The organism is Enterobacter sp. C3_dUdeg, from assembly GCF_057536195.1.
The window spans coordinates 53,369-65,364 of the sequence record NZ_BAAKFX010000009.1 but is presented as its reverse complement, the minus strand read 5'-3'; the positions used below and the strand labels follow the sequence as shown (position 1 = coordinate 65,364).

The following is an 11,996-nucleotide window of genomic DNA, read 5'->3' as shown; positions in this document are numbered from 1 at the left end:
AATAATGAATCAGACAGAACTTCTTCACGTGAACTTTCCCCCTCTGAGGGACTTAAAACCCTTTGATACCGCCCACAGCGCCACGCCGTGGCTGTCGGACAGCGAGGCGAAGCACAGCCGCAAGCTCTGCGCCTCTGTTGAAGAGGCGGTTAAGCGTTGCGGCCTCCAGGACGGGATGACCATCTCCTTCCACCACGCGTTTCGCGAAGGCGACCGGGTGATCAACACCGTCGTGGCGCTGCTGGCGCGAATGGGCTTCAAAAACCTGACGCTGGCCTCCAGCTCGCTGATGACCTGCAACGACGCGCTGATCGAGCATATCGAAAGCGGCGTCATCACCCGGATTTACACCTCGGGCATGCGCGGCAGGCTGGCGGACGCCATCTCCCACGGGTTGATGGACGAGCCGGTGCAAATCCACTCCCACGGCGGGCGCGTGAAGCTGCTCCAGGACGGTGAGCTGAATATCGACGTAGCGTTTCTCGGCGTGCCGTGCAGCGATGAATTTGGCAACGCCAACGGCACGCACGGTAAATCGTGCTGCGGGTCCCTGGGCTACGCGATGGTGGACGCGCACTTTGCCCGTAAAGTAGTGCTGCTGACTGAAGAACTGGTGCCGTTTCCGAATATGCCCGCCAGCCTGGTGCAGGACCAGGTGGACTACATCGTGCAGGTTGAAAGCGTGGGCGACCCGGCGAAAATCAGCGTCGGTGCGGCGCGCGTCACCAGCAACCCGCGCGAGCTGATGATCGCCCGCTATGCGGCGGACGTGATTGAACACTCCGGCTACTTCAAACCGGGCTTCTCGATGCAGACGGGCTCCGGCGCGGCGGCGACCGCCTGCACGCGCTTTATGGAAGAGAAGATGGAGCGCAGCGGCGTGAAGGCGCGCTTTGCGCTCGGCGGCATCACCGGCAGCCTGGTGGATTTACACGAGAAGGGGCTCATCGAAAAGCTGCTCGATACCCAGTGCTTCGACGGCCAGGCGGCGGCCTCGCTTGCGCGCAACCCGAACCACGTGGAGATCTCCACCAACGTCTACGCCAACCCCGGTAGCAAGGCGGCAAGCTGCGACCAGCTCGACGTGGTGATCCTCAGCGCGCTGGAAATCGACGTTGATTTCAACGTCAACGTCATCACCGGCTCCGACGGGGTGATGCGCGGGGCGTCCGGCGGACACTGCGACGTGGCCGCCGCGGCAAACCTGACCATCGTCGTCGCGCCGCTGCTGCGCAGCCGCATTCCAACGGTAGTGAAGCGCGTCACCACGCGCCTCACGCCGGGCGAAAGCATCGACGTGCTGGTCACCGATCACGGCATTGCGGTCAACCCGGCGCGCCCGGAGATCCGCGAGCGCCTGCTGGAAGCCGGGCTCAAAGTTGTGGATATCAGCGCGCTTTACGAACGGGCGATTTCCCTGACGGGCGTACCGAAACCAATTGAATTTACCGACAAAATCGTCGGGGTGATCCGCTACCGCGACGGCAGCGTGATCGACACCGTGCGACAGGTAAAGGAGTAGTTATGACAGTAGCGACACCCGTGCGGGCGGGTGTCAGCCTGGAGGAACTGCTGGCGGCGAAAGAGCGCCGCGCAGCGCGCCAGGCTGACATGCTTGAGCACTATCAACAACCGGTGATTTCCCTCACGCTGGTCACACCAGGGGAAATCAAAGACAGCCTGCGGTATCGCAATACCATGGGCGTGGCGCTGCAAATGTGCGACCAGCTGCTGTGGGAAAACCGCTGGCAGGTGCTGGACCGTCAGGTGCTGTGGCTCCCGACCGGGCCAGAAGCCCTGTGGTGCGTGGCCCATCCCGCGGTGGAAATCAAAGCGCACTGCGCGGAGCTGGAGCAGACGCACCCGCTCGGCAGGCTTTGGGATCTGGACGTGATTTGCCCTCAGCACGGCCACGTCGGGCGTCAGTCGCTGGGGGCAAACCTCAGACGCTGCCTGATCTGTGACGAACCCGCTCATGCCTGTTCCCGTTCGCGCAATCACCCCGTTGAGCAGGTGGTTTCCCGCGTGGAGAAGACGATCGATGACTGGTTTGCTCGCGACTAAACCGCGCCCGGTTGACGTGCCCGCGCTTGCCGAAGCGGCGCTATGGCAGGAGCTGGAGCTGACGCCCAAGCCGGGGCTGGTGGACAAGCTCAATAACGGTTCCCATCGCGATATGGATCACGCGCTGTTCGTCCGCAGCATTGCGGCGATAACGCCGTGGTTTTCGCGCTTTGCCGAACTCGGTAACGCGCATGCAGATAAACCCGCTGACGCACAGCTTCGCATTATCCGCCCGATGGGGATGGCCTGCGAGCAGGCGATGTACGCCGCGACGAACGGAGTGAACACCCACAAGGGCGGGATTTTTGCCCTGGGTTTACTGTGCTTCGCTGCCGGACGTGTGAAAAATATCTCCGCAGACAGCCTCTGCTGTGAGGTGAGTAACATCTGCAGCGGGCTGGTGTCGCGGGAGCTGGCCGCGCGCAGCGGGCAGAAGACGGCGGGCGAGCGGCAGTTTCAGCAGTACGGCTTAACCGGCGCGCGCGGTGAGGCGGAAAGCGGCTTTGCGACGGCGCGTAAGGCGCTGGCGCAGTGGAGCGGACTGTCGCTTCACGGCCTGCTATTGCGCCTGATGGCGGTTAATCAGGACAGCAATCTCGTGTCGCGCGGCGGCATTGAAGGGCTACGCTACGTTCAGGGCTACGCGCGGGAATTACTGGCGAGTGGCTGGGATCGCGAGGCGCTGCTTAAGATGGATAAGGCATTGATTGAACGCAATCTGAGCCCGGGCGGCAGCGCGGATTTGCTGTCGGTGGGGTGGGTGCTCTCTGCAATAAAATAGCCGGGTGGCGGCTTCGCCTTACCCGGCCTACGGTCTGGTTTTGTAGGCCCGGTAAGCGCAGCGCCACCGGGCACAACAATCAATGCGCTATCGGCTGCGCACCGTGCGGCTCGCGCACGTGCTTGTACTTGAACAGCGCGATGAACGCGAAGAACAGCACCAGCGAGTACGCCGCGAAGATCAGCCACACAGGCTGCCAGTTGGTGATGCCGTTGGTGGTGTACATCTCAACCACTTTACCGCTTACCACGCCGCCCAGAATACAGCCGAAGCCGTTGGTCATCATCAGGAACATACCCTGCGCGCTGGCGCGGATTTCAGGCTTCACCTCTTTTTCCACAAACACCGAACCAGAGATGTTGAAGAAGTCGAAGGCGCAGCCGTAAACGATCATCGACAGCACCAGCAGCACGGTACCAAACGCGCTCGGGTCACCGTAGGCGAACAGGCCGAAGCGCAACATCCATGCCGCGATACTGATCAGCATGACGTTTTTGATGCCGTAGCGGCTCAGGAAGAACGGGATGGTCAGGATGAACAGCGTCTCAGAGATCTGAGAGATGGACATCATCACCGACGCATGTTCAACGATAAAGCTGCCGGAGAACAGCGGGTTGTTATCGAAGCTGTGCAGGAAGGTGTTGCCGAACATGTTGGTGATCTGCAGCTCTGCGCCCAGCAGCATGGAGAAGATAAAGAAGATCGCCATGCGTTTGTTTTTAAACAGCGCGAACGCGTCCAGGCCGAGCATGGTGCTCCAGCTCTGGTTTTTCTGCTGGTTAGAAACCGGAATGGTTGGCAGCGTCAGGGTGAAGATCGCCAGCACCACGGAGAGCGCCGCACCGATATAGAGCTGCATATGGCTCAGTTCGAAGCCTGCGAAGCTCACGCCCCACATCGCCATGATAAAGCCGATGGTACCCCAGATACGGATTGGCGGGAAATCGGTCACGATATCCAAATCCGCGGATTTCAGGCGGTAGTAGGAGATGGTGTTGATCAGGCCAAGCGTTGGCATATAGGCCAGCGAGTTAAGCAGGATCACCATGAACATCGCCCCCGGCGTGGTCACCTGGGCTGCCATAAACAGCGTCCCCGCGCCCACCAGATGGCAAAGCATGTACAGCCATTTCGCACTCAACCATTTATCCGCCACGATGCCCAGCAGCGTTGGCATGAAGACAGCCGCAATACCGAGCGAGCTGTATACGGCACCGATTGACGCACCGTCGAACTTGAGCGTCACAAACATATAGGAGCCGAGTGTAGTCAGCCAGCTACCCCACAGGCAGAACTGCAGAAACGACAATATTTTAAGCTGCAGCTTAAGGTTCATGTTACTTTCCTCACAAGTGAGCGGGAGATATGTTGTTTTGGGAACATTCAGGGTTGTTATTTGATGCAATTCTATCAGTTGGCAACAATATGTTTTGTTACCTCCCGCAAAAAAATGCAATCCACATTAATTTGCAGTTTGGATTGTGATGCAAATAACATTTTCGTATGGGTGGGGTTGGATAGGTGCGGCCTGATGCCCTCACACTGACCCTCTCCCACAGGGAGAGGGGAAACAGAACACCTTCTCCCAGAGGGGAGAAGGTGTGCCGATCACCGGCGACGGTAGTTCTTCTGCGCCGTATTCACCTTATACAGATAGCGACGGGATTCCGCAGACGGGTGACGAGTGGTGAGGGTAGAGTAGACATCACCCGGCGCCATGCTGTTGATGATGTTCGCGGCCTGCACTTTGTCATTCGAGAAGACGCGCAGCACGCTGCCCGCGCCGCCGTTATAGGCGGTGATCACCGCATAGCGGCGCGACGTTGGGTTATCAATTCCGCCCAGGTACACATTGTTCAGCATCGCCAGGTAGGCGGTGCCGGTATCAATGTTGCTCTGCGGATCGAACAGATAGCTGCGGCTCGGCGTGCCGGATTTCCCCTGCGCGCGGAAGACGTCTTTACCGGCGCTGTGCTGCACTACCTGCATCAGCCCCAGGGCGTCGGAACGGCTCACCGCGTAGGGGTTGAACGAGGATTCGGTCTGCATAATCGCCAGAATCAGCGACTCATCCACGCCGTACTTGCGCGAGGCCTGACGCACCATCCCAATGTACTTATGCGCACGCTTGTCGAGGTGGTTCGGGACGAGGTTGATGGTGACGCTGTAGATAATCTTCAGACCGTTAGAGCGGCTTTTCAGGCGCGTCTGCAGCAGGTAGTCGGCAAATTTCGTGGCGCGACCTTCCCAGCGGATCGGCTGACCGGTCTGATCGACGACCTGGCCGTACAGGAACGGCTCTTTCGAGATAGTGATATCGTCGGCATCGGAGTAGAGATCGATAGAACCCGGATCGTCACCCATCAGCAGGGTTTTGACGATCGCCTGACGCAGTCGTGCCGCAGGGTCGGTGCCTGCGATGGTCTCAATCGTGATCGTACCCTCATCAAAGTTGATGTGGCTACGGGTCTGATAGGCGTCGGTGTACTTAACGTAGTCCTTAGGTCCGGCAATAAGAACTTCGTTAAATCCCCATATGTTCTCGATGTTGTGGGCAAACTGCCCCATCAAAATGTCAAAACCGTTGGTGTCCTTGATCCAGGCTTCGTTGTAATCTTCGCCTTTTTTTGACGAACACGAGACAAGCAACGGCGCAACAAGGGCTAGCGCTAAAAGTTTTTTCATCATTCCGGGAGTGCGTGTTGTGTTTGCTTTAACGGCGGGGTTTCCCCCGCACGCTGTTATTTTTCCGGTGGCGTATAGCCTTCGATGTGCACGTCTTTACCTTCGAACAGGAAGCTCACCATCTCCTGCTCCAGCAGCTTGCGGTGTTCCGGGTTCATCATGCTGAGTTTTTTCTCGTTGATCAGCATGGTCTGCTTTTTCTGCCACTGTCCCCAGGCTTCTTTGGAGATTTCATTGTAGATGCGTTTACCCAGGTCGCCCGGATAAAGCTGGAAATCCTGGCCTTCAGCGTCACGCTGCAGGAAAGTACAAAAAATCGTTCTGGCCATACTCATTCCTCTTTTTCTTGTCGATGCTAAACCATTGCACCGGCACGTAATTGCTGTAACAGGCGCTCCACGGGAGCCGCCAGTCCGACTGATGGCGGTTGCGCTAAGTTATACCAGAGAGCGGTGCCTTCATCCATGCACGAGGCAAATGACGACACGGGAAGCCACATGGGTACAATGTCCAGGTGGAAATGGCTGAACGTATGGCGAAACGCGGTCAGCTGCGTCAGGTTATCGGCAGCAATCCCGCGCTGTTTAAGCCATTCACGCAGCAAATCTTCATCTTCAAACTGTGGGAAGCAGTATAGACCACCCCACAGACCGCTCGGTGGACGCTGGGCGAGGAAGACCTCGTCGCCGTGCTGCATCAGCAGCATATAGCCGGTGCGCTCCGGCAGCGTCTGTTTGGGTTTCTTACCTGGATATTGCGCCCATGAATGGTTGGCATACGCCACGCAGAGATTATTCACCGGGCAGAGTTCGCATTTCGGTTTTGAGCGCGTGCAGACCAGCGCGCCGAGATCCATCATCGCCTGGTTGAAACGCTCGACGCCGTTGGCCGGGGTGACCGCTTCACTTATTTCCCAAAGGCGTTTTTCGACGTCCTTCTTCCCCGGCCAGCCGTCGACGGCATAGCAGCGTGCCAGCACGCGCTTCACGTTGCCGTCGAGGATCGGGAAATGCTTGCCTAAAGACAGGGAGAGAATGGCGCCTGCGGTTGAACGTCCGACGCCTGGAAGATCGGCCACCTCGTCGAAGGTTTCCGGGAATTTCCCATTGTGGCGCGTCGCGACCTGCTGTGCGGCCTTGTGAAGGTTACGCGCCCGGGCGTAATAGCCAAGACCGGTCCACAGGTGCAGGACCTCGTCCAGCGGGGCGTTGGCCAGATCGGTCACCGTCGGGAAGCGCGCCATAAAACGCTCGAAGTAAGGGATCACCGTGGCGACCTGCGTTTGTTGCAACATCACCTCGGAGAGCCATACTTTGTAAGGCGTTTTTTCAATTTGCCAGGGCAGGGTTTTACGCCCGTATTTGTCGTACCAGTCCAGCACCTGGGCTGAAAATTGAGAGGCTTGCATGGTCATCGATTCGCATAATCAGGGACGCAGATTGCAGCACAGCGTCAATCTGCTGTAAACCGGATCTTTCCCATGCTTGCATAGAAGCCTTAACTTTGGATAATGCCCGTTTCCCGAACATTCTCACAAGCAGACAACTCTTTTATGAAAAACGACGTCATTTCACCGGAATTTGATGAAAACGGTCGCCCGCTACGCCGTATTCGCAGCTTTGTCCGCCGTCAGGGCCGCCTGACAAAAGGGCAGCAACATGCGCTGGACAACTACTGGCCGGTGATGGGCGTTGAGTTCAGCGAGCAGCCTCTGGACTTTACCGAACTGTTCGGCCGCGAAGCACCCGTCACGCTGGAGATCGGGTTTGGTATGGGCACCTCGCTGGTGGCCATGGCGAAAGCGCGACCGGAGCAGAACTTCCTCGGTATCGAAGTCCACTCCCCGGGCGTGGGTGCATGCCTGGCAACGGCCCATGAAGAGGGCGTTGAGAACCTGCGCGTGATGTGTCACGACGCGGTGGAAGTGCTGCATAAAATGATTCCTGACAATTCTTTAACCATGGTTCAGCTCTTTTTCCCTGACCCGTGGCACAAAGCACGTCATAATAAACGCCGTATCGTTCAGGCGCCGTTTGCCGAGCTGGTGAAAAGTAAGCTGAAGCTGGGCGGTGTCTTCCATATGGCGACCGACTGGGAACCGTATGCGGAACATATGCTGGAAGTGATGTCGTCGCTGGACGGGTATAAAAACCAGTCTGAGAGTAACGACTATGTACCGCGTCCGGAATCGCGTCCGGTAACGAAATTTGAACAGCGTGGCCATCGTCTTGGTCACGGTGTATGGGACTTAATGTTCGAGAGGGTGAAATAATGGCAAAGAATCGTAGCCGTCGTCTGCGTAAAAAGATGCACATCGAAGAATTCCAGGAAGTGGGCTTCTCCGTTGCGTGGCGTTTCCCGGAAGGCACCAGTGTAGAACAGATCGATCAGGACGTGGATGCGTTCATCAATGACGTGATTGAGCCAAACAAGCTGGCCTTCGACGGTAGCGGCTACCTGGCCTGGGAAGGTCTGATCTGCACCCAGGAAGTGGGTAAATGCACTGAAGAACATCAGGCCCTGGTACGTAAATGGCTTGAAGACCACAAGCTCGAAGATGTCCGCGTCAGCGAACTTTTCGACGTTTGGTGGGACTAATAAAGCAGTAAGGGGCCAGCATTAGCTGGCCCATTTTGTCTGAGGGAGTGTTTAAGATGCGCAAAACGTTGCTGGCTGTTGCTTTGATGGCAACCGGATTCACCGCCCATGCGGATTATCAATGTAGCGTCACCCCGCGTGATGACGTGGTGTTAAGCCCGCAAACCGTGCAGGTCAAAGGCGAGAACGGCAATCTGGTGATTACGCCGCAGGGGAACGTCACCTTTAACGGCAAGCAGTACAACCTGACTGCCGCACAGCGTGAGCAGGCGAAAGACTATCAGGCCGATTTGCGTACCGCGCTGCCATGGATTAATGAAGGCGCGCTGACCCGCGTTGAGAAAAGCCGCGTCGCGCTGGATAAGATCATCACCAAAGAAGTGGGTGAGAGCAGCAATATGCGCACCCGTCTGACGAAGCTCGATAAGCAGCTTAAAGAGCAGATGAACCGCATTATCGAGACGCGCTCCGACGGCCTGACGTTCCACTACAAGGCGATCGATCAGGTCCGTGCTGACGGGCAGCAGCTGGTGAACCAGGCGATGGGCGGCATCCTGCAGGACAGCATCAACGAAATGGGGGCGAAAGCCGTGCTGAAAGGCGGCGGTAATCCGCTGCAGGGCGTGCTGGGCAGCCTGGGCGGCTTGCAGACCTCCATTCAGAACGAGTGGAAGAACCAGGAAGATGATTTCCAGCAGTTCGGCAAAGACGTGTGTAAACGCGTGGTGTTGCTGGAAGATAGCCGGAAGGCGCTGGTGGGGACGCTTAAGTAATTTCCCCTCACCCTAACCCTCTCCCCAAAGGGGCGAGGGGATGGTTTGCTCCCTCTCCCTTTCAGGGAGAGGGCCGGGGTGAGGGTTGCAGCATTTGCAGTGTTTCAAGGATCTTTTCTAACACCGCCTCTTCGTTATTCCAGAGTTCGTTGTTCCAGAATCGAATGACATGCCAGCCTTTCTCGTTAAGCCAGCACGTTCTTTGACGATCGTATTCCTGCTTTTCATCATGTTGCCCACCATCCAGCTCAACAGCCAGATGAGCCGCGCAGCAGGCGAAATCCAGAATGTAGTGATCTACAGGATGTTGTCGACGAAATTTATAATTTTCGAAACGGCGGCTGCGCAGTAGATACCAAAGCCGTCTTTCTTCTTTTGTCAGCTCACGTCTGAGCTGTTTTGCATAAGAACGAGTAATTTTCATCCCCACACTCTGCCAGCCTTTCCCTCAGCCGGCAGAGCGGGATGCAAAATCCTGAATCAGCCTTCAGGATTATTCGGCGAGGAACAGCTCAAGAAGGGAATTTAAGAACAGCTTGCCGTGCTCGGTGATCTGCCAGTATTCCTCACATTCCGTGAGATACCCCTGCGCCAGCGCCTCGTCAATCTGCGGGCGAATCACCGATTCCGGCAGCCCGGTGTAACGCGCAAATTCCGCGCGCGGCGCGGCTTCCAGCAGACGGAAGCGGTTCATAAAGAACTCAAACGGTTTATCCGCCGCCTCGACGTCGTGCTGACGCTCCAGGTAACGCCCTTCCATATACCCGCGCGGGTGGCGGGTTTTAGCGGTGCGCAGAATGCGCCCGTCCGGGAAGGTCACCTTGCCGTGCGCGCCGCAGCCAATTCCCAGGTAGTCGCCAAAGCGCCAGTAGTTCAGGTTGTGCTGGCACTGATAGCCCGGCTTCGCATACGCGGACGTTTCATACTGCTGATAGCCCGCAGCGGTTAGCAGCCTGTGACCCTGCTCGAAGATATCCCACAGCGCGTCGTCGTCCGGCAGCACCGGCGGGCGGGAACCGAACAGCGTGTTTGGCTCGATGGTGAGCTGATACCACGACAGGTGCGGCGGGTTCAGTTCGATCGCCTGGCGCAGGTCGTCCAGCGCCTCTTCCAGTGACTGATCCGGCAGGCCGTGCATCAAATCCAGGTTAAAGCTGCGAAGGTTAAGCCCCGTTGCCAGGTGTGCCGCGCGCTTTGCCTCTTCCGGGCCGTGAATGCGCCCCAGACGTTTCAGCTTCGGCTCGCTAAAGCTCTGCACGCCGATGGAGATGCGGTTCACGCCCGCGCGCTGATAGTCGACAAAACGGTCGGCCTCAACGGTGCCGGGGTTGGCTTCCATCGTAATTTCAGCATCTGCCGCCAGGTTCAGGCGCGCACGCACGCCGTCCAGCAGCGTCTGCATTGCCGGGCCGGACAGCAGGCTCGGCGTACCGCCACCAATGAAAATGGTCTTAACTTCACGTCCCTGTGCGTAAGCGATATCGGCGTCCAGGTCGGCCAGCAGATGCGCAACGTAGTCATCGTGCGGCACTTCGCCCTTCAGCGCGTGCGAGTTGAAATCGCAGTACGGACATTTCTGCACGCACCACGGGATGTGAATATACAGACTCAGAGGCGGCAAATTAGCCATTACGCAGTGCTTCCAGTAACAGTTTCAGCGCGCGTCCACGGTGGGAAATCGCGCTTTTCTCTTCGCGGGTCAGTTCCGCAGCGGTTTTGCCCTCGGTCGGGACAAAGAAAATCGGGTCGTAGCCAAAGCCGCCGTTGCCAGCTGCTTTATGGGTAATCACGCCCGGCCAGCTGCCGTGGCAGACAATCGGCGTCGGGTCTTCCGCGTGGCGCATATAGACCAGCACGCAGTGGAACTGCGCGGTGCGCTGTTCGTCCGGTACGTCTTTCAGGGCGACAAGCAGCTTTTCCAGATTCTGCTGGTCGGTGGCGTCCACGCCGGAATAGCGCGCAGAGTAAATCCCCGGTGCACCGCCGAGAAAATCCACGGCCAGGCCGGAGTCGTCGGCAATCGCGGGCTGGCCGGTAATCTGCGCGGCGTGGCGCGCTTTAATGATCGCGTTTTCGATAAACGTCAGCCCCGTCTCTTCGGCGGAATCCACGCCAAGATCGGTCTGGGCGACCACGTCCAGCCCAAAATCATTTAATAGCGAGGCCAGCTCGCGCACTTTACCGGCGTTGCCGGTCGCGAGAACAACTTTCTGCATGGTTTAGTCCTGTTCTTTCAGAGCCGCGACTTCCGTCGGGATAGATTGCGGATTAAGGATTTTTACCTGTTTATGTCGCCCAAGTTCACCTTTTTCAATGATGACCTGGCTTTTGGCGACGCGAAACTGTTTTGCCAGATATTTGGTCAGATGCGCGTTCGCCTGGCCGTCAACCGGTGGGGCGGTGATGGCGACTTTTAACTCGTCGCCATGCAGACCGACAATACCGTCACGGCTGGCTTTCGGCTGAATATACAGCCGCAAAACCAGCCCGTCAGCGCAGGTGCTTACGGCACTCATAGCGCCATCCACAGCCCCGGCAGCAGCATATCGCCCGTGGACTGTAACAGCTCAGCGATCCCCATATTAGCCACGTACAGCAGCAGAACCAGGATCATCGGCGAGAAATCAATACCGCCCATCGAAGGCAGCAGGTTGCGAATCGGGCGCAGCAGCGGCTCGGCCAGTTGGATCAGCGCATATTCTACCGGGCTACGCCCCTGGCTTACCCAGCTCATGATGGCCATGACCAGCAGCACCCAGAAAATCAGCAGGCCGATGGTTTTGATTAAAATCAGGACCGCAGCAATCCAGATAATCGGCTGGAAGGTGATGACCATAAACAGCACGATCGCTTTGATAACGCTCAGAATAAACGCCACCAGCAGAGACGAACTGTCGATGGGACCCATCGCCGGGATAATGCGGCGCAGCGGTCCGACAACAGGTTGCGTGATTTTCACGACAAACTGCGAGAACGGATTGTAAAAATCACAGCGGGCCCACTGCATCCAGACGCGCAGCAAAAGCGCCATCGTATACAGCTCAAGCACTGTTGAGAGCAGGAAAGTCAACGTCTTCATGGCGTTCCTCAGGTTT

The 11,996-nt window shown here is 57.5% G+C and carries 15 protein-coding genes; 6 read left to right on the top strand and 9 right to left on the bottom strand.

From position 1 onward, the window contains the following. Positions 1 to 4: 4 nt before the first annotated feature. The 3 genes from citF to citG are packed head-to-tail and all read left to right on the top strand — an operon-like array spanning position 5 to position 2,845. On the top strand, positions 5 to 1,522 hold the full coding sequence (gene citF, locus AC27FC_RS17810; protein WP_033146618.1) for a citrate lyase subunit alpha: 1,518 nt from the start codon (positions 5 to 7) through the stop codon (positions 1,520 to 1,522). A 2-nt stretch (positions 1,523 to 1,524) separates the two neighbouring features. Beyond that, the gene (citX, locus tag AC27FC_RS17805; RefSeq protein WP_196355075.1) at positions 1,525 to 2,064 is read left to right on the top strand and encodes a citrate lyase holo-[acyl-carrier protein] synthase; all 540 of its coding nucleotides are present in this window, start codon (positions 1,525 to 1,527) and stop codon (positions 2,062 to 2,064) included. Beyond that, a complete protein-coding gene (gene citG, locus AC27FC_RS17800; protein ID WP_196355074.1) occupies positions 2,042 to 2,845 on the top strand; it encodes a triphosphoribosyl-dephospho-CoA synthase CitG in 804 nt (267 codons plus the stop codon). The genes citX and citG overlap by 23 nt, the downstream gene beginning before the upstream one ends. 79 nt (positions 2,846 to 2,924) lie before the next feature. Here citG and AC27FC_RS17795 read toward each other — a convergent pair whose 3' ends face one another. From AC27FC_RS17795 to mutY, 4 genes are all read right to left on the bottom strand, one after another. Next, a complete protein-coding gene (locus AC27FC_RS17795) occupies positions 2,925 to 4,181 on the bottom strand; it encodes a nucleoside permease (protein WP_029740744.1) in 1,257 nt (418 codons plus the stop codon). Positions 4,182 to 4,453: 272 nt separating this feature from the next. Beyond that, positions 4,454 to 5,530: a membrane-bound lytic murein transglycosylase MltC gene (mltC, locus tag AC27FC_RS17790; protein WP_033146615.1), complete on the bottom strand. Its 1,077-nt coding sequence runs from the start codon at positions 5,528 to 5,530 to the stop codon at positions 4,454 to 4,456. A 56-nt stretch (positions 5,531 to 5,586) separates the two neighbouring features. Then, entirely contained in the window at positions 5,587 to 5,859 is a 273-nt protein-coding gene (locus tag AC27FC_RS17785; RefSeq protein WP_023309138.1) for an oxidative damage protection protein, read from the bottom strand. A 26-nt stretch (positions 5,860 to 5,885) separates the two neighbouring features. Then, positions 5,886 to 6,938, bottom strand: a complete 1,053-nt coding sequence (gene mutY / locus AC27FC_RS17780) for an A/G-specific adenine glycosylase (protein WP_170864501.1) — start codon at positions 6,936 to 6,938, stop codon at positions 5,886 to 5,888. A 144-nt stretch (positions 6,939 to 7,082) separates the two neighbouring features. On the opposite strand from mutY, the gene trmB reads away from it, so the two are divergent. Genes trmB through AC27FC_RS17765 form a run of 3 tightly spaced genes read left to right on the top strand, consistent with a single transcriptional unit; the run spans position 7,083 to position 8,901 of the window. Beyond that, the gene (gene trmB, locus AC27FC_RS17775; RefSeq protein WP_033146613.1) at positions 7,083 to 7,802 is read left to right on the top strand and encodes a tRNA (guanosine(46)-N7)-methyltransferase TrmB; all 720 of its coding nucleotides are present in this window, start codon (positions 7,083 to 7,085) and stop codon (positions 7,800 to 7,802) included. Continuing rightward, positions 7,802 to 8,128 carry a YggL family protein gene (locus AC27FC_RS17770; protein WP_014885198.1) on the top strand — a complete coding sequence of 109 codons (327 nt, stop codon included), beginning with the start codon at positions 7,802 to 7,804 and terminating at the stop codon, positions 8,126 to 8,128. Before trmB ends, AC27FC_RS17770 begins: the two co-directional genes overlap by 1 nt. A 56-nt stretch (positions 8,129 to 8,184) precedes the next feature. Beyond that, the gene (locus tag AC27FC_RS17765; RefSeq protein WP_143346505.1) at positions 8,185 to 8,901 is read left to right on the top strand and encodes a YggN family protein; all 717 of its coding nucleotides are present in this window, start codon (positions 8,185 to 8,187) and stop codon (positions 8,899 to 8,901) included. A 61-nt stretch (positions 8,902 to 8,962) separates the two neighbouring features. Here AC27FC_RS17765 and AC27FC_RS17760 read toward each other — a convergent pair whose 3' ends face one another. From AC27FC_RS17760 to AC27FC_RS17740, 5 genes are all read right to left on the bottom strand, one after another. Next, a complete protein-coding gene (locus AC27FC_RS17760; RefSeq protein ID WP_071993605.1) occupies positions 8,963 to 9,325 on the bottom strand; it encodes an endonuclease domain-containing protein in 363 nt (120 codons plus the stop codon). A gap of 69 nt (positions 9,326 to 9,394) precedes the next feature. Continuing rightward, a complete protein-coding gene (gene hemW / locus AC27FC_RS17755; protein WP_196355073.1) occupies positions 9,395 to 10,531 on the bottom strand; it encodes a radical SAM family heme chaperone HemW in 1,137 nt (378 codons plus the stop codon). Further along, positions 10,524 to 11,117, bottom strand: a complete 594-nt coding sequence (locus AC27FC_RS17750) for an XTP/dITP diphosphatase (protein WP_196355072.1) — start codon at positions 11,115 to 11,117, stop codon at positions 10,524 to 10,526. Before AC27FC_RS17750 ends, hemW begins: the two co-directional genes overlap by 8 nt. Positions 11,118 to 11,120: 3 nt before the next feature. Next, positions 11,121 to 11,417 carry a DUF167 family protein YggU gene (gene yggU / locus AC27FC_RS17745; RefSeq protein WP_023309131.1) on the bottom strand — a complete coding sequence of 99 codons (297 nt, stop codon included), beginning with the start codon at positions 11,415 to 11,417 and terminating at the stop codon, positions 11,121 to 11,123. Then, positions 11,414 to 11,980, bottom strand: coding sequence for a YggT family protein (locus AC27FC_RS17740; protein ID WP_045888331.1), 567 nt, complete (start codon positions 11,978 to 11,980; stop codon positions 11,414 to 11,416). Before AC27FC_RS17740 ends, yggU begins: the two co-directional genes overlap by 4 nt. Positions 11,981 to 11,996 lie beyond the last annotated feature (16 nt).